20 protein-coding genes are annotated in these 20,181 nt (G+C 67.7%); 15 read left to right on the top strand and 5 right to left on the bottom strand.

Annotation, left to right across the window (positions count from 1 at the left end):
• Positions 1 to 14 precede the first annotated feature (14 nt).
• Both AC1DVT_RS02270 and AC1DVT_RS02265 read left to right on the top strand, forming a co-directional pair.
• Positions 15 to 674, top strand: a complete 660-nt coding sequence (locus tag AC1DVT_RS02270) for a ThuA domain-containing protein (protein WP_477386168.1) — start codon at positions 15 to 17, stop codon at positions 672 to 674.
• A gap of 33 nt (positions 675 to 707) precedes the next feature.
• On the top strand, positions 708 to 1,703 hold the full coding sequence (locus AC1DVT_RS02265) for an aldo/keto reductase (RefSeq protein ID WP_477386166.1): 996 nt from the start codon (positions 708 to 710) through the stop codon (positions 1,701 to 1,703).
• 62 nt (positions 1,704 to 1,765) lie between these two features.
• On the opposite strand, the gene AC1DVT_RS02260 is transcribed toward AC1DVT_RS02265, so the two are convergent.
• Positions 1,766 to 2,080 (bottom strand): putative quinol monooxygenase, encoded by a 315-nt coding sequence (locus AC1DVT_RS02260; protein ID WP_477386164.1) that lies wholly within the window; start codon positions 2,078 to 2,080, stop codon positions 1,766 to 1,768.
• An 86-nt stretch (positions 2,081 to 2,166) separates the two neighbouring features.
• On the opposite strand from AC1DVT_RS02260, the gene AC1DVT_RS02255 reads away from it, so the two are divergent.
• From AC1DVT_RS02255 to AC1DVT_RS02225, 7 genes are all read left to right on the top strand, one after another.
• The gene (locus AC1DVT_RS02255) at positions 2,167 to 3,186 is read left to right on the top strand and encodes a Gfo/Idh/MocA family protein (protein ID WP_477386162.1); all 1,020 of its coding nucleotides are present in this window, start codon (positions 2,167 to 2,169) and stop codon (positions 3,184 to 3,186) included.
• Between the two features lie 31 nt (positions 3,187 to 3,217).
• Positions 3,218 to 3,592, top strand: a complete 375-nt coding sequence (locus AC1DVT_RS02250) for a cupin domain-containing protein (RefSeq protein ID WP_477386160.1) — start codon at positions 3,218 to 3,220, stop codon at positions 3,590 to 3,592.
• Between the two features lie 52 nt (positions 3,593 to 3,644).
• On the top strand, positions 3,645 to 4,340 hold the full coding sequence (locus AC1DVT_RS02245; RefSeq protein WP_477386196.1) for a sugar phosphate isomerase/epimerase family protein: 696 nt from the start codon (positions 3,645 to 3,647) through the stop codon (positions 4,338 to 4,340).
• A 138-nt stretch (positions 4,341 to 4,478) separates the two neighbouring features.
• Positions 4,479 to 5,966, top strand: coding sequence for an MATE family efflux transporter (locus AC1DVT_RS02240; RefSeq protein ID WP_477386158.1), 1,488 nt, complete (start codon positions 4,479 to 4,481; stop codon positions 5,964 to 5,966).
• A gap of 114 nt (positions 5,967 to 6,080) precedes the next feature.
• Positions 6,081 to 7,793, top strand: coding sequence for a SulP family inorganic anion transporter (locus tag AC1DVT_RS02235; RefSeq protein WP_477386156.1), 1,713 nt, complete (start codon positions 6,081 to 6,083; stop codon positions 7,791 to 7,793).
• Entirely contained in the window at positions 7,790 to 8,473 is a 684-nt protein-coding gene (locus AC1DVT_RS02230; protein WP_477386154.1) for a hypothetical protein, read from the top strand. Before AC1DVT_RS02235 ends, AC1DVT_RS02230 begins: the two co-directional genes overlap by 4 nt.
• The gene (locus tag AC1DVT_RS02225; RefSeq protein ID WP_477386152.1) at positions 8,470 to 9,468 is read left to right on the top strand and encodes a glycoside hydrolase family 43 protein; all 999 of its coding nucleotides are present in this window, start codon (positions 8,470 to 8,472) and stop codon (positions 9,466 to 9,468) included. Before AC1DVT_RS02230 ends, AC1DVT_RS02225 begins: the two co-directional genes overlap by 4 nt.
• Here AC1DVT_RS02225 and AC1DVT_RS02220 read toward each other — a convergent pair.
• A complete protein-coding gene (locus AC1DVT_RS02220; protein ID WP_477386150.1) occupies positions 9,421 to 10,365 on the bottom strand; it encodes a helix-turn-helix transcriptional regulator in 945 nt (314 codons plus the stop codon). The two genes, AC1DVT_RS02225 and AC1DVT_RS02220, sit on opposite strands and share 48 nt — an antisense overlap.
• A 102-nt stretch (positions 10,366 to 10,467) precedes the next feature.
• On the opposite strand from AC1DVT_RS02220, the gene AC1DVT_RS02215 reads away from it, so the two are divergent.
• Entirely contained in the window at positions 10,468 to 10,959 is a 492-nt protein-coding gene (locus AC1DVT_RS02215; RefSeq protein ID WP_477386148.1) for a cyclophilin-like fold protein, read from the top strand.
• Between the two features lie 23 nt (positions 10,960 to 10,982).
• Here AC1DVT_RS02215 and AC1DVT_RS02210 read toward each other — a convergent pair whose 3' ends face one another.
• Positions 10,983 to 11,582 carry a TetR/AcrR family transcriptional regulator gene (locus AC1DVT_RS02210; protein WP_477386146.1) on the bottom strand — a complete coding sequence of 200 codons (600 nt, stop codon included), beginning with the start codon at positions 11,580 to 11,582 and terminating at the stop codon, positions 10,983 to 10,985.
• A gap of 76 nt (positions 11,583 to 11,658) precedes the next feature.
• Between AC1DVT_RS02210 and AC1DVT_RS02205 the strand changes: the two genes are divergently transcribed.
• From AC1DVT_RS02205 to AC1DVT_RS02190, 4 genes are all read left to right on the top strand, one after another.
• A complete protein-coding gene (locus AC1DVT_RS02205) occupies positions 11,659 to 12,492 on the top strand; it encodes an SDR family oxidoreductase (protein ID WP_477386144.1) in 834 nt (277 codons plus the stop codon).
• Between the two features lie 32 nt (positions 12,493 to 12,524).
• Entirely contained in the window at positions 12,525 to 13,073 is a 549-nt protein-coding gene (locus AC1DVT_RS02200; RefSeq protein WP_477386142.1) for an isochorismatase family protein, read from the top strand.
• Between the two features lie 56 nt (positions 13,074 to 13,129).
• The gene (locus tag AC1DVT_RS02195) at positions 13,130 to 13,852 is read left to right on the top strand and encodes a hypothetical protein (protein WP_477386140.1); all 723 of its coding nucleotides are present in this window, start codon (positions 13,130 to 13,132) and stop codon (positions 13,850 to 13,852) included.
• Positions 13,853 to 14,038: 186 nt separating this feature from the next.
• Positions 14,039 to 15,091: a DUF222 domain-containing protein gene (locus AC1DVT_RS02190; protein WP_477386138.1), complete on the top strand. Its 1,053-nt coding sequence runs from the start codon at positions 14,039 to 14,041 to the stop codon at positions 15,089 to 15,091.
• A gap of 229 nt (positions 15,092 to 15,320) precedes the next feature.
• Here the strand turns inward: AC1DVT_RS02190 and AC1DVT_RS02185 are convergent, their stop codons facing one another.
• Positions 15,321 to 16,991, bottom strand: a complete 1,671-nt coding sequence (locus AC1DVT_RS02185) for an alkaline phosphatase D family protein (protein ID WP_477386136.1) — start codon at positions 16,989 to 16,991, stop codon at positions 15,321 to 15,323.
• A 165-nt stretch (positions 16,992 to 17,156) separates the two neighbouring features.
• Between AC1DVT_RS02185 and AC1DVT_RS02180 the strand changes: the two genes are divergently transcribed.
• The gene (locus AC1DVT_RS02180; RefSeq protein WP_477386134.1) at positions 17,157 to 17,888 is read left to right on the top strand and encodes an alpha/beta fold hydrolase; all 732 of its coding nucleotides are present in this window, start codon (positions 17,157 to 17,159) and stop codon (positions 17,886 to 17,888) included.
• Between the two features lie 65 nt (positions 17,889 to 17,953).
• Here the strand turns inward: AC1DVT_RS02180 and AC1DVT_RS02175 are convergent, their stop codons facing one another.
• Complete coding sequence (locus AC1DVT_RS02175) at positions 17,954 to 19,951, bottom strand: aldo/keto reductase (protein WP_477386132.1); 1,998 nt, start codon at positions 19,949 to 19,951, stop codon at positions 17,954 to 17,956.
• Positions 19,952 to 20,181: the final 230 nt, after the last annotated feature.

Here is a 20,181-nt window from a genome sequence, read left to right as displayed (position 1 = left end):
GTAGCGTGACACGAGTGAGCAAGGTTCTGATCGTCTCGGGCGCCGGTGAGTACAGCGATCCGTGGCATCCGTTCGCCGAGACCTCCGAGCGCCTCGTCGACGTCCTCGGGTCGCGGTACGACGTCACGCTGACCACCGACGTCGCCACCGTGCTCGCTGACCTGACGGCGGACGACTGGGACCTCGTCGCGCTGAACTTCGGGAGCAACGCGCGGGAGCTGCCCACCGACACCGCGTGCGTGGACGGAATCCTCCGCTACGTCTCGGCCGGGGGCGCGCTGCTCGCCAGTCACGTCGTGGCGACCGCTTTTCCTGCTGATCCTCGATGGGAGGAGATCCTCGGCGGGCGCTGGGTGCGCGGCACCACGATGCACCCGCCGCAGGGGAATGCCGAGATCCATATCCTCCCCACCGGCCACCCCGTCACCGACGGCCTCGACGACTTCGTGCTGGTGGACGAGCGGTACAGCTACCTCCGCGTCTCACCCGATGTCGAAGTGCTCGCAACCCACGTGCACGATGAGTTGGAGCATCCGGTCGTCTGGGCCCACCAGCGGTCGACTTCGCGCGTCGTCTACGACGGACTCGGCCACGACGGCAGTTCGTACGACTCTGCGCAGCACCGCGACCTCGTGCGGAACGCGGCCGAATGGCTGCTCGAAGCGAAGGCGTAGGGCGAAGGCGCGCGGTTCCGACAGACTGGAGGGATGCCACATATCGCAGCTGCCGACCGCTATGAGTCGATGCCCTATGTCCGCACCGGCCGCAGCGGACTTCTGCTCCCGCGCATCTCGCTCGGTCTCTGGAACAACTTCGGAACGACGAAGGGGTGGGAGTCTCAGCGAGCGCTGGTGACACACGCCTTCGACCGTGGCATCACCCACTTCGATTTGGCGAACAACTACGGTCCGCCGCCGGGGGCCGCCGAGACGGCTTTCGGCCAGATCATCAACGGCGACCTCGCGGCCTACCGCGACGAGATCATCGTCTCCACCAAGTCCGGCTACGCCATGTGGGACGGGCCCTACGGGGACTGGGGCTCGCGCAAGTCGATGCTCGCCTCGCTCGACCAGTCCCTGAAGCGAACCGGGCTCGACTACGTCGACATCTTCTACTCGCATCGGCCCGACCCCGAGACGCCGATCGAAGAGACGATGGGCGCGCTGGCCACCGCCGTCCGGCAGGGCAAGGCGCTGTACGTGGGCATCTCCAACTACAACGCCGAGCAGACCCGGGCTGCCGCCGCCGCGCTTCGTGCCGAGGACATCCCGCTGACGATCCACCAGCCTCGCTACAACATCTTCGACCGCAAGCCCGAAGAGGATGGGCTGCTGGGCGCGCTCGACGAACTCGGCGCCGGGTGCATCGTCTTCTCGCCGCTCGCCGGCGGATTGCTCACGGAGCGCTACCTGGATGGCGTTCCCGCAGACTCCCGCGCCGCAGAGGGGCGCTGGATGAGTTCGTCGGACATCGGCGAGGAGTACCTCGCCACGGCACGCGCGCTCAAGGCAGTGGCTGCTGCGCGGGGTCAGAATCTCTCGCAGCTCGCGCTCCGCTGGGTGCTCCGGCGTCCCGAGATCACCAGCGCCCTGATCGGCGCTTCCAGCGTCGCCCAGCTCGACCAGAATCTGGCCGCACTTGAGGGAGCGGATCTGACAGACGCCGAGCTCGCGGCCATCGACGCCCACCCGTTCCGCCGCTGACCACCCCGCCTTTCGGTGCCGTCACACCGCCTTGAGCCACTCCGGGCGGGGTGACGGGTCGGTCAGAGCAGACCCTGCCGCTCGGTGCCCGCGGGGATCGCCGTCATCGTCGTGACCGTCACGGGGCGCCCGAGGTAGGGCGTGATGAGCGCGTTGAGCTGCACGACGGCCTGACCTGACGCATGGGCATCGAGGTCTTCCTTCGACGTCCATTTCTCCAGCATGACGATCGTGCCGTCTTCGGCGTCGTGGATGGCATAGAGGAGGCATCCGCTCTCGGCGTGAACGGCGGGAATGCCCTCGCGCAGCGCGGCGATCAGTGGCTCCTTCGCACCTGGTGCGGGCTGGAACACGGCTGTGACGACGACTTCGGTCATGGGGGCTCTCCTTGGACGTGACTCTCGACCGGGTAAACCTATACGAAGAGGTCGATGACGACCTCAGTGGACCTCAGGAGGAACTGATGGCGGCAGTCGACACGACGAGCGGAAAACGTGCTCGCATCGCGGTGATCGGGGCGGGGGGCGTGAGCTCGATGCACTTCGACGGCTTCAAGATGCGGCCGGACCGCATCGATGTCGTCGCGGTGGTCGATCCCTCCGCTGAGCGGAGGGAATGGGCCTCGAGCACGTACGGCATCCCCGAGACGTTCTCCTCGTTGAGTGAGGCGCTCGCCGCGGTCGACTTCGACGTCGCCGTGGTGTGCACGCCGAGCCATGTGCGGGTCGAGACGGTGCGGGAGCTGGCCGCCGCGGGCAAGCACATCCTGGTGGAGAAGCCGATGGCCGCCGGCCTGGACGAGGCGCTCGAGCTGGTGCGCGTCGCCGACGAGGGCGGGGTCCAGCTCGCGGTCGACCAGAACTTCCGTGAGTACTACGGGTTCGAGCTCGCCCGCGAGCTGATCGCAGCCGGCCGCATCGGGCGCGTCCGGGCCGTCAACCACCGCGAGCTGATGCACCGACAGGATGAGGGGTGGCGCAACGAGCAGCCGCACCACGCGCTGATGGTGATGGGAGTCCACTGGCTCGACGGCTTCCGGATGCTGGTTCCGGATGACGCCACCTGGCTCGTCGCCCGCACGTTCTCGGCGCCGTCGGTCACCGCGATCGGCGAGACCGATGCGAGCGTCCAGATCCACTTCGGCGACGTGACGGTCACGTATACCGACAGCTTCGCGAGCTGGATCACCGACTGGGACACCATCGTGCTGGGAGACGAGGGGACGCTGCGGATCACCGACGGCAAGGTCGTCGTCGCCACAGCGGCGGGCACCGACGAGTTCGTCAATGAATACGCACTCGACGGCAACAAGCCCCTGTCGGCATACCGCGCGCTGGAGAAGCTGCTGGATGCGATCGACAGCGGGATCGAGGCATCCAACTCCGGTCGTGACAATCTCAAGACGATCGCGCTCATCGACGGCGCTTACCGATCCGCGGCCACGGGCCAGCCCGTGACCTTCGTCGATGGCCTGCTGCCGTGACGACGACGACCCATCCACCGAGGGAGAGAGCATGACCACCGAACACACCCGCCGCGGGGGGCTCGTTCCCGCCGGCTCCGCACTCGTCGAACCGCAGGAGTGGGGGCGGCTGGAATGGATGGTCGCCGATTCGCAGGGCAACTCCGACGTCCTCACGGTCGGCAAGTGCTTCATCCAGCCCGGCCGGAACAACCCTGTCCACCACCACCCCAACTGCGACGAGGTGCTCATGGTGGTGCGCGGCACGATCCGCCACCGGGTGAATGACGAGTACGTCGAGATGCGCGCGGGCGACACCATCTCGATCCCCATGGGAGCGACGCACAACGCCGTCAACGTCGGCGACGAAGAGTGCGAGCTCCTGATCATCTTCGACACCGCCCGCAGGCAGGTGATCGGCGAGTGAGCCGGCTGCGCAGGGCGTTCTCCAAGCCGGTCTCCGAGGCCGAGTTCGGTTTATACGTCTCGGACTTCCGGGCGGCGGGCTACCAGGGCCTGCAGTTGAAGGGTGCGCAGTACGCCAAATTCCTCGACGCGCCGCAGCGAGCGCTGGACGAACTGGGAACGGATGCCGGCTCTACTCCGGACTCATCGCCGGGGACTCGCTCGACGCGGACGGGCTGGCCCGCATCGACAGGACCATCGACTTCGCCGCAGCGGTCGGGGCGGAGCGGATCGTCTTCTGCCATGGACACCCGCATGAAGGAGTCGACCGCGAACTGCGTCGGTCCTTCGCGCGGATTCTCACCGAGGTGGCCGTGAGTGCGCGTGATCGCGGTGTGGCGTTCTCCTTGCATCACCACACCGATCAGCCGGTCATGGTGCTCAGCGACTTCCACGAGTTCTTCGACGAGATGGAGCCGGGCGTGCTGGGCCTCACGGTGGACACCGCGCACCTTGCGCGCTCCGGAGTCGAGGACCTGCCCGGTTTCATCGACGCCTTCGGCCCGTTCGTCGACAACCTGCACCTCAAGGACTACGCGGACGGCGAGTGGCGCATCGCGGGCCAAGGCCATCTCGATCTCGTCGGAGTGCTCGACGCGCTGGACCGGGCCGGCTACGACGGCTGGCTGTGCATCGACGAGGAGAGCGCCGCATCGCTCGCCGATGGCTTCCGGGAATCCCGGGAGTGGCTCGACGCGCAGGGACGTTGAGTCAGACTCGCGGATGACGGAACTCGGCGGGCAGCGCGGGTTTTGATCTGGCGTCCCCGGTAACGGAGAATAGTTGGGTTCGAATCGATTCGAGGTTCGGCTGAAGCTGTCACCTCCCTTCGTCCCGAGAGCACCTGCATGTCCCGTTCCCTCATCACCGGCAGTCCGTGGCGCGTCATCGTGGCCTTCTCGGTCCCGCTGCTCATCGGCAATGTGGTGCAGCAGCTCTATCAATTCGTCGACGCCGTCGTCGTCGGTCGTCACCTCGGAGTCAATGCGCTCGCCGCCGTGGGTGCGACGGGCAGTCTTCTCTTCCTTCTCCTGGGTTTCGTGTGGGGCATGACGAGCGGCTTCGCGATCCCGACAGCGCAGGCGTTCGGCGCCGGCGACTTCGTCGCCGTGCGGCGGTCGGTGGCGACAGGGACGATCCTCACCGCCATCGCGAGCGCGATCCTGACGATCGGCGGTCCTCTTCTCGCGGGACCCGTTCTCGCGTTGATGAACACGCCCGCCGAGCTCCTGGCAGACGCGACGGTGTTCGCCCAGGTCAGTCTTCTCGGTGCCGGCACCATCCTGTTCTTCAACTACCTCGCCGCCGTCATCCGCGCGATCGGCGACTCGCGCACGCCGCTGGTGTTCCTCACACTCGCCTGCATCCTCAACGTCGCCCTCGTCGTCTTGTTCGTCGGGGTGCTCGAGGGCGGAGTGGGCGCCGCGGCGATCGCCACCGTCATATCGCAGGCGGTGTCGGTCGTCCTCTGCCTCGGGTACGTGCATCGTCGCATCCCCGTGCTGCACCTGCGGCGCGTGGACTTCAGAGCCACGCGCACCGACTACGTCGTCCACCTGCGCCTGGGTCTGCCCATGGGCTTCCAAGCATCCATCATCGCCATCGGCACGCTCACGGTGCAGATCGCGCTCAACGAGCTCGGCGCCGGCGCGGTCGCCGCCTATACGACTGCGTCGCGCGTCGACGGGCTGGCGGTCGCCCTCCTGCAGTCGATCGGCCTGGCCGCCTCGATGTACGTCGCCCAGAACTACGGCGCCGGCCGGCCCGACCGCATTCGCCGGGGAGTCGTGCAGGCGACGTGGATCGCCGTCATCGCCGGGATCATCCTCGGTGGTCTGCTCGTCGCGTTCGGTGCACAGCTCGTGCGGCTGTTCGTCGGCACGGGAGCAGAGGAGGTCGTCGAGATGGCCGCGCTCATGCTCACGATCAACGGCGTCACGTACTGGATCCTCGGAGTGCTCTTCGTCATGCGCGGTGCCCTGCAGGGCCTCGGCGACGCGATCATCCCCACGCTCACCGGCGTAGTCGAACTGATCATGCGGGTCGGCGCCGCCATCGTCCTCGGCGCGGCGTTCGGGTATGTCGGCGTGGTGTTGTCGAACCCGCTCGCGTGGGCGGGCGCCGTGGTGCTGCTGGTGCCGGCGTACGTGCATGCACACCGGCGACTGGGGAGGATGCCGATAGCGCCCCTCACGGTGACTCCGACGACCCCGATCGCGGTCCTCGGGCCTACCGACGGGTCGATGACCGTCGAGACGGTGTTCACCGGTCCGGTCCGGCTGCCGACGGGCGTCAAGCGATCGTCCCGCCGGAAGGCCCCGTCCCGCCAGCGGTGAAGGAGAGCCGGTAGCGAGTGGCCACCTCGACCCCTAACCTGGGGCTACCGCGCGAGCGCGGAGATACGAAGCAGGCTCTTCGAGCTCGACCGGGGTGCTTCGGCAGGAGATGACGTGAGTCCGGAGGCGATGACGCCCGGAAAGAAGCGCAACGCGCTCGTCCGCACCATGCCCATCTTCGATTGGCTGCCCCACTACAAGAGGTCGTGGCTCAGGCCCGACCTCCTCGCGGGGCTTTCGGTGTGGGCGCTGGTCATCCCGCAGGCGCTGGGCTACGCGGAAGTGGTCGGGGTGCCGCCGCAATACGGCCTGTACACGGTCCTGGGCGCCTCGGTGCTGTATGCGGTGTTCGCCTCGACGCGCCAGGTCGTGACGGGACCATCCGCCTCTGTGGCGGCGGTCACCGCGCCGGTTGCCGCGCTGTATGTCGCCTCGACCTCACCGAACTATCTGGCCACCGTGATCGCGCTCACTGTCTGCGTCGGGGTCGTCTATGTCCTGCTGGGCGTGCTCCGGCTGGGCTGGGTTTCGAACTTCCTCGCCAAGTCGGTCCTCGAGGGCTTCATCTTCGCGGTCGGGTTCGGTCTGATCGTCGACCAGCTGCCGAAGACCCTGGGGATACCCAAGGCCGATGGCTCGTATTGGAACGTGCTGGTGGGCGTGGTGCAAGATCTCGCGCTGACCAACCTCGCCACGCTGGCGGTCGGTGGCACCGCGGTCGGAGTGCTGCTCCTGATGCGCTTCCTGGCCCCGAAGCTGCCTCGGTCGTTCATCGTGGTGATCTTGGGGATCCTGGCCGTCTCGTGGCTTGATCTGACCGCGCATGGTGTGGTCGTGGTCGGGGAGGTGCCGGACGGGCTTCCGAGTCTGGTGCTGCCGGCGGGTTTCTCGGTCGCCGAGTGGCTGTCGATGGTGGTCGGCGCGCTGGCGATCATCCTCGTCAGTTACAGCGAGTCGATCGCGACCGCCACCGATGTCGCCGCGAGGCACCGGCAGGAGTTCGCCCCCGACCAGGAGCTCATCGCGCAGGGCGCTGCGTGGATCGGTTCGGGCCTGCTGGGCGGCTTCGCCGGCGGCGGCAGCCTGAGCAAGACGGCTGTCGCCGAGGGTTCCGGTCAGAAGACCCAGCTCGCCGGGTTGACGGTTGCAGGGCTCACCGTCCTGACGCTGCTGTTCCTCGCCGGGCTGTTCTCGAACCTGCCGCAAGCTGTCCTCGGGGCGGTGGTCATCGACGCGGCCATCGGACTGATCCACCCGAAGGTCGCGGTGCGGATCTTCAAGACCCACAAGGCTGACTTCTTCGCGTTCGCGGGGACCGCGATCGGGCTGTTCTTCGTCGGCGTGGTCACCGGCATCGTTCTCGGCATCCTGATTTCCCTGACCCTCCTCGTCTGGCGTGCGTCGAAGTCGCCGCTGCGGCGGATGGCGTTCGATGCCCTGCACCAGGTCTACGTCGAAGCCGACCCCGACCTGGAGGCGACGGCCCCGGACGGCGTGCTGGTCGTCAAACTCAACGGGCCGCTGTTCTTCGCCGATGCGGCGCCCTTCCGGTCGGATCTTCTCGACGTTGTGTCGGCGACCGATGCGACCACGGTCGTGCTCGATCTCGAGGCGACGCCGGAGATCGACCTCGACGGCGCCGACATCCTGACGAAGGTTCACGGACAACTGGCCGACAGGGGGGTGCGCATCCTGTTGGCGCATGCCGATGCGGCAGAACTCGACCTGCTGCGACGCGCCGGGACACTGCAGGTCATCGGCGAGACGAATATCTTCGCGACCGTGCGAGCTGCCGTCGCCGCGGCGACCGGGGACGAGCGCCCATGACCGAACCGTCCAGCGGGCGCGATTTGGGCCGACGGCTGGACAGCCCCCGCGCGGCCGCGCTCGCCGGAGTGCTGTTCGCTGTGCTCTTCACCGCCGCGCTCATTCTGATGCGTACGTCACTGCCTGATCAGCTTTCGCCAGGCACCGCGTGGCTGGACGACGGAGCCAAGACGCGTCTGACGATCGGGTTGTCGCTCGTTCCCTTCGCGGGCATCGCCTTCCTGTGGTTCATGGGCGTCGTGCGCGATCGCTTCAAGGACTCGGAAGACCAGCTCTTCTCGTCGGTCTTCATCGRCAGCGGGCTGCTCTTCCTCGCCATGGTGTTCGTATCCGCCGCGATCGCCGGCGGAATCGTCGCGTCTGTACCGCTCATCGCCGATGACGCAAGCCGTGCCGATGTCACGACCTTCGGGCGTGCCGTCATGCTGCAGGTCAGCAACATCTATGCGCTGCGGATGGCGGGAGTGATGTTGATCTCGCTGGGTACGATGTGGCTGCGCACCGGCGTGATGCCGCGGTGGCTGGCGTTCGTGACCTACGCAGTGGCGATCGTCCTGCTCTTCGTGACCTCACTGAGCATGTGGGTGGCCCTCATCTTCCCGGCGTGGGTGTTCGGGGTGAGCATCCTCATCCTGATCCTGAACTACCGTCGCCGTTCCCCGACCCGGAGTACCCCGTGACCCCTGCTGACACCGCTGTCCTCTCGGACTTCTGGACGCATGATCCCTTCATCCTCGCCAACGAGTCGGATCGGACGTACTACCTGTACACGTCCTCCCCGACAGCTCCCGTCGTCACGGTGTACCGGAGTGCCGACCTCCGGAACTGGGTCGGCCCAACCACGGTGTTTGAAATTCCCGACGGATCGTGGGCGAACCCCGCCGAATCGCCGTGGGCTCCCGAGGTGCACGAGTTCGAGGGGCGCTTCTACCTCTTCACGACGCTGCACGATTCCAGCTCCGCTCTGCCGGCGGCGTCGGATGGCGCATCGCAGTTCTCCGCGCGACGGGGCGACGGGCAGGTGTACGCCCCTGTCGCGCGGGGCACGGTGATCGGTGTCGCGTCTTCGCCGCTCGGCCCGTTCGAGCTGCTGGATCTCGATGGCCCGGTTGCTCCGCGTGAGTTCATGACCCTCGACGGCACCTTGTACATCGACGAGGCGGGCCAGCCGTGGATGCTCTACGCGCACGAATGGGTGCAGCTTCTCGACGGCACGATCGAGGCGATCCGATTGGATGCCGACCTCGGCCGTTCTGTCGGAGGCCCAATCCACCTCTTCCGTGGCTCGGAGGCGAAGCTCCTGCGCGAACGCACGCCGAGCGCGCTGTCACCGGTGCCGTACGTCACCGACGGTCCCCAGCTGCGACGGCTGGCCGATGGCGGACTCCTGATGCTGTGGGCGACCTACCGACGCGATGGCGCCACGTCGGAGTACGTCGAGACGATGGCGATCTCGCGCAACGGTTCGATCGAGGGACCATGGGAGCAGCTCGATGTGCTGGTGGACGGCAACGCCGGCCACGGCATGCTCTTCACCACCTTTGAGGGAGTGCTAATGCTCGTGCTGCATCGCGGGATGGGGACGCCCCATGTTCGAGCTCAGCTGTTCGAAGTCGTCGAGGACCCTTCAGCGGGGCTTCGTGTGGTCGCCGACCGCTCGGACCTCTACGCGTAATCCGGAACCACGAGGCTCGCTTGAAGATTCTTCGGATTGTCGGGCAGAGGAAGCCCAGGTGCCGAGCAGCTGGAGCGCTTGGTGGTCGGGTGAGCCGGGTTCGGCGCCGAGCACGGTGAGCTGCACGGCCTCGTGGCCGACGAGATCCAGCCCGTTGAAGTGCAAGGTGATGTCGCCGACCGCGTGGTGGTGATACCGCTTCACGCCGGACTGGTGCTCCCACACATCGTGGCGTCCCCACAGCTGCCGGAAGTGGTCGCTGCKGGTGGAGAGCTCGCCGACGAGGTCGTGCAGCTGCTTGCTGTTGGGGTCGCGTCCGGCCTCGGTGCGCAGCTGCGCAACATTGATCCGCGCGACCGCGTCCCAGTCCGGGTAGAACCGGCGTGCCACCGGTTCCAGGAAGAGGAACCGGGCGAAGTTCGGAGGAGACGTCGTCGCGGTGGTGATCATCTCGTCCATCAGCGCCCCGCCGAGCGGGTTCCACGCCAGCAGGTCGGTCCGGCCGTTGCCGATCATCGCGACGGTGGACTCCATCGAGTCGAGGAACCACTGGATGCTCGGGGATGGCCGCCACACGGGCGTCGGCTTTCCGTTGCTGCGGCTCCCGGATTTGACTCCTCCGGCTTGATGGGCGAGTCGGTGGAGATACTCGCGCTCCGCGTCATCCATCTGCAGAGCCTTCGCGAGCCCGTCCAGCACCGCATCCGACGCGCCGGCGATCGCGCCCCGCTCCAACCGGGCGTAATACTCCACGCTGACTCCAGCGAGCGCGGCAGCCTCGCCTCGGCGCAGGCCCGGTACCCGACGGTCGGTACCACGGGACAAGCCGACGTCTTCGGGCTCGACCCGCGCGCGACGCGACATCAAGAAGTCGCGGACCTCGGAACGGTTATCCATGCCCTCAGGGTAGGACGACCGCTCGCGGGACTGGGATGCCCCGTCAGGGCACGTCAAGTCAGGGACTCCCGCCCGCGCGTACGACACCCTTTGCTTGACGTCATGCCCCCACGTCTTCGCAGCAGCCTCACCCCGCAGCGGGTTCTCAACACCGTCGCCGCAATACTGCTGCTGGCGTCCGCCCCCGTTCTCTCTTCCAACGGCGTAGGTGGCCCGGCCGCCGTCGCAGACAACCCTCCTGTCGCCGTGATCACCCTCAACGAATCCTCCGTGGCGGCAGAGCTCGCATTGCAGCTGCCGCTCGTACTGAACTTCTCCGATCGGATGGGCACCGCCGAGTTCGCCCCGCTTCCCGAGCCACTCGACATTGATAGTGCCGACCAGATGAGCGGCTACCGCGCGGGCGACGTCGCATACTTGGCGTCAGAGCAGAGCATCGTGGTCTTCCTCTCTGAGGGGACCGCGGTTCCCGCGGGAGATCTTGTCCTGGTCGGTCACGTGACGAGCGGATTGAACGTCGTTGCCGGCTGCGTCCGGGACTGCGCCGTCCAGATCGTGGCGGCTGACGGAATCGCCGGCGCAGACGACCAGTAGGTGCGAATCGCTCCGAGTCGTCGTCACGCCGACCGGGCGGCGATGCCGCGCAGGATGGTGTCGATGACGGCTGGGGCGCGAGTGGCCGCCGTGTCGTCTCGCGTCTGGATGGCGTACATCAGGCTGCCGAGCAGCAGGTCTGCGATCGCAGCGGTGTCTGCATCCGGGCGGATCTGACCGGCCGCGATCCCCTCCTCGAGCGTGTCCCGGATCGCATCGCGCAGGGGGCCCGTGAACCGCTCGGCCATGCGTGTCGCGGCTTCGTCGTCCGTGGCGGCAGCGGCGGTGAGTGCGCGCAGCAGCGGCGCTGTGCCCGGTGAGGCGATGGTGGAATGGGAGGCCTCCAGCCAGGCGGCGAGATCGGCCGCGGGGGCTMCCGACGCCGGGGCGGTGATCAGCGTGAAGTCGATCATCCCTTCCAGCACGCACTCCGTGACGATCGCGGCCTTCGAGGGCCACCAGCGGTAGACCGTCTGCTTTCCGACCTTCGCACGCGCGGCGATATCGACGATGGTCACCTGGTCGTACCCGACCTCGCGAAGCAGATCCTGCGTGGCGGCCATGATGGACGCCCGCGCCGACGCACTGCGCGGACGGCCGCGACTCGGGGGGCTGGCATCCATCTCTCCAGCGTAGTATCGATATACGAGCCATCTCGTCTCGAAATGGTCTTGTCAAGATTTTGCCAAGGGAGGCATCATGTCGGATGTTCTGGTTGTCATCGGCGCGGGTGGGATGGGCGAGACCATCGCCCGCAGACTCGCCCCCGGGCGGACCACGCTGCTGGCCGACTTCAACACCGACCTGCTGGATCGGCTTGCGGAGTCCATGACGACGGACGGCTTCGACGTGGTCACTGCGCAGGTGGATGTCTCATCCCGCGCTTCCGTGGAGGCGCTGGCCCGGCAGGCCGATGCACTGGGCTCGATCACCCAGGTCGTGCACACCGCTGGCGTGTCGCCGACGCAGGCCCCGATCGAGGCTGTGCTCAAGGTCGACCTGCTCGGGGTTGCCCTTGTGCTGGAGGCGTTCGCCGCTGTCGTCGCGCCCGGTGCCGCCGGCGTCGTGATCTCGAGTTCGTCGGGTCACATCACCCCGCCGTTCACCTCGGAGCAGGCGCACCTCATCCGCACCGCCACGCCCGAGGGCCTGCTGGACCTGCCGTTCTTCGCTCCCGAGGCACTCGGCCACGCGGGCATCGCCTACGGACTCGCCAAGCAGGCGAATCGGATCCAGGTGCAGGATGCCGCCGCCGCCTGGGGCGCTCGCGGAGCCCGGATCAACAGCATCAGCCCCGGTGTGATCTCCACCGCGATGGGACGCCTGGAGTTGGGCAGCCCGTCGGGTGCGTTCATGCGCGCCATGGTCGACAACTCCGGCACCGGCCGCATCGGCACCCCCAGCGACATCGCGGATGCCGTCACCTTCCTCGTCGGACCGCAGGCGAGCTTCATCACCGGCACCGATCTGCTGGTCGATGGTGGCAGCGTCGCCGCGGTCGCGACCGGACGCGTCCCCCTTCCCGGTCGCTGATCGTGCCACCACCCACAAGCCAGGAGCACAACATGACGTTGACCACACCGCTCACCGATACCGCGCTGGTCGTCGTCGACCTCCAGCACGGGACCGCGGGCAACCCGTTCTTCAGCCCCGTCGACGCCGTCGCGGAGCGTGCGAGCGAGCTGACGGCGGCGTTCCGCGGTCACGGGCTTCCCGTCGTGATCGCGACGTTCGCGCTGAGCCGTCCTGGTGCCGACGGGCAGCCGTCGCGGCCGGAGCCGGACGGCTTCCGCGAGCCGCTCGAGGTGCTCGCCGTGCAGCCCGACGACCTCCGGGTCACCCGGCCCGCGTGGAGCGTCTTCTCCGGGACCGGCCTCGACACGCTGCTGCGCGACCGTGGCATCACGCGTCTCGTGCTGACCGGCGTCGCGACGAGCATCGGCGTCGAGTCGACGGCCCGCGAGGCGCACGACCTCGGATACGAGCTTGTGATCGCATCGGATGCCGTGACAGACCTTCGCGCGGAGACGCACGAGAACAGCATCCAGCGCATCTTCCCGATGATGGCGCAGGTGGCGACCACGGCGGAGATCCTGGCTGCGCTCGACAGCTGACACGGCAGCGCTCAGGGTTTGTTGGCCGTCTGGGCTCGACCGGCCAAGATGAGGCTATGACCGGGCCCACGATCACGCCGGCAGGCAGCGGCAAGCGGACGCCGTGGTGGCTGGCGACGATGGACGAGCGATCGTTCTTCTACGCCGGCATCTCCGCCTTGTTCAACCTGCTGTTCGCGGCAGCCAAGCTCGTGCTGTTCCTGGTCGAGCCGAATCTCTTCCTGCTCGCCAACGTCCTCTTCTCCCTGGGCGTGGGTCTCGCGAAGGCGCTCGCCGTGCACAGCTATCGGCGAGCGCGGTCGTCGGAGCACCTGCCTGCCCCGTCGGCGGTCGAGCAGTATCGGGCGGCCACGAAGATCGGGATCGTCCTCACGGCATCGGCAGCACTCTATGTCGGACTCTGTCTGCCGCTTCTGCTGGGGACCACGGTGTCAGTGGCGTTCGAGCCCCTCGTCGCGGAGATCCTCGCGCTGATCGCGTTCGTAGAGCTCGGGTTCGCGATCACAGCTGCGATTCGGATGCGGCGCTCGAAGCAGCCTCTCGTGCGAAGCATCCGCGTGGTGAATGTCGGCAGCGCCCTGGTGCTTCTCGTGCTCGCCCAAGCCGCGATCCTGTCGTTCGCGACCACGGTCGAATCATCCTGGGGCGTCGGCGTGAGCGCGATGATCTTCGGCGGCGCGACGGTCTTCGGCGGGCTGTCACTCGTCATCCACTCCGCTCGACGCGCCGGCGCGCTGCGTGACGGATCCGGTGGGACAGAGTCTCCATCCGCCATCTGATGATCAATCGTTGAGCGAGCGGAGCACGCGAAACGCTCCGAGCCCTCGCGGGCGGGCCGGTCCAGTGTCGGAGGTATGTTCTACTCTAAGTTCATGTTCGATCCGGAGCTTTACCCCGAGCCTGAGGGTCAGGATGCGTGGCCGGGCGACGTCGATGGAGCAGCGGCCCCGGATGCGCTGGACGGGGTGCTCGAGATCGCGACGATGGAGGCGGTGTTCGCCGCGCAGAAGTTGCGGCGGGTAGACGTGATGCGCCGGGAACTCCTTGCCGTGGCCGAGCGTGCCGGGTTGGGTGTCGGCGAGGTCGTCGAGCGCGGGATCCGGCTGGAGCTGGCGACGGCGCTGCGGGTGACGGAGTACGCGGCCGGCCGGATGATCACGCTCGCGGCCGCGTTCGTGCACCGGTACCCGGCCGTCCTGGAGTCATTGGCGGGCGGGCGGATCACGCTCAAGCACGCCGAGATCCTGGCCGACGCCGTGGATGAACTGATGCCCGAGCTCCGCGACGCCGTAGCAGCGAGGGCGCTGGTGCTGGCCGAGGCGGAGCCGGTCGGCACGTTCCGGCGTGGACTGCGCGCCCTGATCGAGAAGGCGCAAGCCCCGACGATCGAGGAACGCTGGGCCGCCGCCGCAGAGAGCCGACACGTCGCGCTTGAACCCTGCGTCGATGGGATGGGCGATCTGCTGGTGCATGCGCCCATCGTGGAGTTGCATGCGATCAAAGAGCGGGCCACCGCGATCGCCAAAACCATCTTTGGCCGCGACGGCGAGACCCGCACCCTCGATCAGATCCGCACCGACGTGATCTGCGACCTCCTCATCGACGGGTTCACCGATGCCCTGCCCCCCGAGTCGCGCGGCATCCGGGCCACGGCGGTGGTCACCGCCCCGGTGCTGGCCCTCCTCAGCGATGAGGCCGCACTGGCCTCCGATCTGCCCGTGGTGGAGGGGATCGGGCCGATCCCGGTCTCGGTCGCCCGGGAGTTGTGCGGTGGGGACGCGTCCTGGATGCGGGTGCTCACCCACCCGGAGACCGGGATGGTGCTCTCCGTCGGCCGCGACCAATACCCACCCCCGGCCCCGTTGCGCAGGCTCGTGAAATGGCGGGCCGACCGGTGCATGGCACCAGGCTGCGGGATGCCCGCCTCCCGATGTCGCCTGGCAAGACGGCGGCCACACCTGCCTCGAGAACCACTGCCCGCTCTGCCAGGGCCACCACACCGTCCGCCACCACGGTAACTGGGCGATCCGCCAGATCCCCGACAGCGGCGGCGCCATCGAATGGACCTCCCCGACCGGGCGACGATACGTCGTCTACCCGGAACGGAAAGTCCCCGTCTTCACCGTCGACCCGATCGCCGGCGCCGAACCCGTCGCACCCTTCTGAGTCTTGGGGCCATGCCCGACCCGTCCGACGTCGGGTGGCCCCGCTAAGCGACCCGCTCGTGCGTTGGTTACGAGCAGCCGCTCAGGACGACAGGTTGGCGTCTCTCTTCGCGGGCACCGTGATGGATGCCACCTCCTCGAGACGGGGGTGCAGCTCGTCTCCGTGCTCGACCACACCCGTGTGCCACGTCATGGTGAGTCCATCCGGCCCGTCCTGCAGCAGCGCCAGATTGTTGTCGAACCAGGGACCCTTGACTGTCTTCCAGCGGAACGGTGGGTCGGGAACCTTTGCAGATTGCGCGGCGGCCGCCCCCAATGGCGTTGCCGCGCCATACGACATCACCACCGAGAACCAGCGCATGAAGCGAGGCAGGGGGTTTCGCATGGGTGAGCAGACGGCCTGCACGATGCGGCTGCCATCGTGGCGCTCAACCTCGGCAAGGTAGGAGAAGTGCACGTCACCGGACAGGAAGGTCACCGTCAACGGCGACGGGCCGCGGTCGCCGTCGGCCAGCTCCGTCGCGATCCCGGCAACGCTCTGGAAGCTGTTCTGGAACGCCGCCCAGTGTTCCAGGTCGACGGCCTGCCGCAGCCGTTCCCCGACCCACGCTGCCGGTCGGCCCCACGCGCCCTGCGAGATGGCCTCGTCCCATGCCTCGACGTGGTGCAGACCCAGCGGCAGGAGGAGCGGGAGCGAGGTCGCGATCAGAACGTGGCGGAATCCGCCCCGCATGTGCTCGTCGAACCAAGTGAGCTCCTGAGCGTTCAGCAGCCCCCGAGCCGACGGCGTGAGATCTCTCGCCACGCGGGAGTCCACGACGATCAGACGCGTTCCATCGAAGTCTCGGCAGTAACTCCAGCGGTAGCTGTTCGGGTCTTTGTTGCAGCGGTCGGCGAACTCGTCGAGCGCGCCACTGAGGTCGCATGAAGCAGCCCCGTCACGCCCGGCCGCCTGCCGCCACAACTCGTCTGCGGCCCGCTCCTGGGGAGACAGGTTGCCGAGGTGCTGGTACACCCAGTACGACGCCAAGCCGGCGACGATGCGCTCGTGCCACCACGAGGTGGCCTCCATCTTCCTTCTCCAGTCGAGCGAGGCGTTCCAGTCATCGCGGATGTCGTGATCGTCGAAGATCATCGCGGTCGGCACGCACGACAGCAGCCACCGATTGGCTTCGTCCGACCACGCCAGTTGATAGAGGTGGGCGTATTCCTCGAAGTCTTTGAGCTCCTTGCCCGGTTCCTGGTGGATGTCGCGCCGACTTCGGATGAATGCCTGCATCTCCTTCGAGGTTGAGTCGGCGTACACCTGGTCGCCGAGGAAGAGCAGCAGGTCCGGTCGGGTCTGGCGGCCGTCAGCCACCGCGAGGGCAAAGGCACGCAACGAGTCGACGCCATGGGTGCGATTGCCTTCCCGATCGTGGGGGACGCTGGTGCGGCACGACCCGTAGGCGATCCGCGGCCGCCGTCCGGGCGTGCGCGTGGCGATCACCGATGCTGGGAACTCGGAGTCCGGGTCCGGCCAGACGGAAACCCCGTCGATCTCGATCGAATACGGCGAGACGCTCCCGGGCTGCAGTTGGTCGACTTCGACGAGGGCGAAATGGTGGCCGTGCACAGTGAAGGTGCGGGCCTGCCACGATCGTCCCTCAGCGTGGACGCTGACCACACCGTCTGCCCGCGTCTCCACCCAGATGCTGGCGGTCGTCTCATCGACGTAGCGCAGCATCGGCCCCAACACCAGCGGGGTTGCCATGAACCCGTTCTACCTCCTCCATAGCGCAGCGGCCAGAGGTGCCCGCATCACCCGGTGGCGGCATCCGTCCACGCTCTAGCGTGTGTGTCAGCGTCTGGCGCTCCACAGGACGCGACCCCACCACATCGAGTCGCCATTCGGCGATGCCATTTGAAGGGAAGTCGAATGCCAGAAAGCAAGCCGACCATTGTCCTCGTCCACGGTGCGTGGGCGGATGCGTCCAGCTGGAATGCCGTGAGCGTACCGCTGCAGGCGCAGGGATTCACGGTCTTGGCGCCCCCGAACGAGCTCCGCGGGCTGACGACGGATGCCGCGTACCTCGCGTCGTTCCTCGCGCAGCGCACCAGCGGTCCGGTCGTGCTCGTCGGGCACTCGTACGGCGGCGCGGTGATCACCAACGCCGGTGCCCAGGCGGGCGACGTCCAAGCGCTCGTCTACGTCGACGCCTTCATCCCGGACGAGGGGGAGACGGTCGTCGCCATCCTCGAGGGCTCGGGCTCGGCTCTTGCGGTCGCCGATCCCACGACCGTGTTCGATGTCGCCGGCTATCCGGGTGCGCCGGAGGGAGCGGCCGAAGCGTTCCTGAAGCCGGACGCGGTCCACACCTCCTTTGCGCAGGACCTGCCGGAAGCGGATCGGTGGACGATCGTCGCGACCCAGCGACCGGCGTCGTTCGTCGCCAATGTCACACCGTCGGCGGCGCCCGCGTGGAGAACGATCCCCAGCTGGGCGGTGCTCGGAACCGAAGACCGGGTCATCCCGATCGCGACGCAGCGTCGCATGGCCGAGCGTGCCAACGCGACGACCACCGAAGTCGAGGCATCCCACGTCTCGATGGTCTCGCGCCCGGACGCGGCGCTCGCCGCGATCCAGGCGGCGGTGGAGGCGATCAGCTGAGGCCTGCCTGATCCACTCCAGAGTCTGACGGCGTCAGTCCATGCGCGGACCGCCTAATGGAACAGTCAGTCCTGACCGGCGACCGACTCGAGGTTGAGCCACGCGATCTCGTCCGGAGTGAGCGAGACGTCGAGGGCGCGAAGGCTGCTGTGCAGTTCGCCGGTGGTGGCCGGGCCGATCAGTGTCCACGCCGGGAATGGCTGGTTCAGCACCCAGGCGAGGGCGATGTTGATCTCTTCGCAGCCCTTGGCCTTCGCAAGCTCGGCGGCGCGACGCTTGCGCTCGAAGTTCGCGTCGGAGTACCAGCAGCGGACGAGCTCGGCATCCTCGAGCCGATCCGGGGCGGCACGCGGTGTGAAGAACCCGCGTGCCTGGCTCGACCACGCGAGCAGCGGGAACTCATGCTCGGCCAGCCAGCGACGCGAGGCCCCATCGCCGGCGCTGATGCATCCTTCCCACACCGGCTCGACGACAGCCGCGAGGCTGAGTTGGTTGTTGAGCACGGAGAATCCCTCGAGGCCGTGCGCGTCGGCATACGCGTTGGCTTCGGACAGGCGCGCGATGCTCCAGTTCGAGGCGCCGAACGCGCCGATGCGGCCCGCTTGCCGGTGGGTGTTGAGGACGTCGATGAATTCGCCGACGGGGACCGCGGGGTTGTCRCGATGCATGATGTAGATCTCGCCGTGGTCGGTGCCGAGGCGATCCAGGCTGATCCCGAGCTGTTCGGTGAGCGCTTCGGGCGTGCAGTGGGGCGTGTGGGCGCCCTTGACGATGAGTGCCACGTCATCGCGGACTCCACGAGTGCGAAGCCAGTGGCCGATCGCCTCATCCGCCCCGCCGTAGATGAACGCCGAGTCGAGCACGTTGCCGCCCAGCTCGTAATACTCGTCGAGCACGATCTGGCCGCCGACCGCAGGGGCAGACATCCCGCCCATCACGAGCCGTGCGAGCGGGCGTTCGACCCCGGGAAACGACGCATACCGCATCGGTGCGGGCTCCCGGCGGGACAGCGTCTCCGCCCACAGCGGGTGAACGACGGTCTCGAACCGCTCCGCCTCGTACACGACCCCGGCTTCCTTGCGCCACGCGTCGAGGGCCCGCATGTTGCCGAGGGTGTCCTGGGGGCTCATGGCGGGTGACGGCGCCGCGCGGTCGGCGATGTGGCGGGCCACCGTGTCGACTTCGAAGTGGTACGCGTCGATCGCGGTCTCGGTGTCGATCTCGCGCTGATCGCCGGAGTCGAGGGTGACGAGGATGCGAGCTCCCGGCCCGCCGGCGAACCAGGGGCTGGTGACGGTGACGGAGCCTTGCGAGCCGAACACGGTGACGGTGTTCGGCTGGTTCAAGAGCACGCCGGTGGTGAGCTCGGCCAGCACTCCGCCTTCGAACTCCAGAGTCGCCGCGGAATAGAGGTCGGTGCCCTGGGAGGGGTCGAGCCTGGCGACGGCCTTGACCGAGAGCGGCTCGGCGAACGGCAGTCCCCGCGCCGCACCGGCGATCAGTCGGGCCATCGACATGCAGTAGGACCCGACGTCCAGGATGCCGCCGCCGCCCAGCGCATTCGAGAACAGTCGACTCGACGGATCTGGGTCGACCTGGAAGCTGAACTGGGCGCGGATGAGCCGGATCTCGCCGATCTCGCCGGATCGCACGATGTCGAGGAGCTTCGCTGTCTGCGGGTGACAGCGGTACATGAACGCCTCCATGAAGAAGACGTCGTTCGCGCGCGCTGCCTCGATGGCGGCCTCTGCCTGCGCGAAGGTCAACGCGGCGGGCTTCTCGCAGAGGATGTGCTTGCCCGCGCGAGCCGCCCGAATGACCCATTCCGCGTGCTGCGGGTGCGGCGTGCTCACATACACGGCCTCAACCTGCGGATCAGCGAGCAGGTCGTCGTACGAGCCGTGCGCGACGGGGATGCCGAACTCGGCTGCGAACGCCTCGGCTTTGGCGAGATCGCGGCTTGCGACGGCGACGGCCGTTCCGGTGTCGGACTGGGTGAGGGTCTCGGCGAACCGGCGGGCGATATTTCCGGTCGCGAGGATGCCCCACTTCACGTGTGCCATGGCGTGCCGTCCGTTCCTCGAGTCGCCGTCGACTGACGCCCCCGAGGCTACCGTGGTGTCGGATGCCGCTCAGCGCGGGTCGACCCGCAAAGTCGTCTGCTTCGCGAGCGCGCTGGTGATGGATCTGCTGGGGGATCCGCTGCCGTACTTCGCGAAGTAGGCGGCGTCGATGGCGTCGTCGTGGGACGCGTCGAGGGTGTACCTCACGTCGCGGGTGGTGCTTCCCCCCC

It is taken from the genome of Microbacterium sp. P2_F9 (assembly GCF_056403635.1).
This window is presented reverse-complemented; position numbering and strand designations above follow the sequence as displayed.

Excerpts from the sequence above, each read along its gene's own strand:
- AC1DVT_RS02265 (WP_477386166.1), top strand. The coding sequence starts at position 708 with ATGCCACATATCGCAGCTGCCGACCGCTATGAGTCGATGCCCTATGTC.
- AC1DVT_RS02260 (WP_477386164.1), bottom strand. The coding sequence starts at position 2,080 with ATGACCGAAGTCGTCGTCACAGCCGTGTTCCAGCCCGCACCAGGTGCG.
- AC1DVT_RS02255 (WP_477386162.1), top strand. The coding sequence starts at position 2,167 with ATGGCGGCAGTCGACACGACGAGCGGAAAACGTGCTCGCATCGCGGTG.
- AC1DVT_RS02250 (WP_477386160.1), top strand. The coding sequence starts at position 3,218 with ATGACCACCGAACACACCCGCCGCGGGGGGCTCGTTCCCGCCGGCTCC.
- AC1DVT_RS02240 (WP_477386158.1), top strand. The coding sequence starts at position 4,479 with ATGTCCCGTTCCCTCATCACCGGCAGTCCGTGGCGCGTCATCGTGGCC.
- AC1DVT_RS02215 (WP_477386148.1), top strand. The coding sequence starts at position 10,468 with ATGCCCCCACGTCTTCGCAGCAGCCTCACCCCGCAGCGGGTTCTCAAC.
- AC1DVT_RS02205 (WP_477386144.1), top strand. The coding sequence starts at position 11,659 with ATGTCGGATGTTCTGGTTGTCATCGGCGCGGGTGGGATGGGCGAGACC.
- AC1DVT_RS02200 (WP_477386142.1), top strand. The coding sequence starts at position 12,525 with ATGACGTTGACCACACCGCTCACCGATACCGCGCTGGTCGTCGTCGAC.
- AC1DVT_RS02195 (WP_477386140.1), top strand. The coding sequence starts at position 13,130 with ATGACCGGGCCCACGATCACGCCGGCAGGCAGCGGCAAGCGGACGCCG.
- AC1DVT_RS02185 (WP_477386136.1), bottom strand. The coding sequence starts at position 16,991 with ATGGCAACCCCGCTGGTGTTGGGGCCGATGCTGCGCTACGTCGATGAG.
- AC1DVT_RS02180 (WP_477386134.1), top strand. The coding sequence starts at position 17,157 with ATGCCAGAAAGCAAGCCGACCATTGTCCTCGTCCACGGTGCGTGGGCG.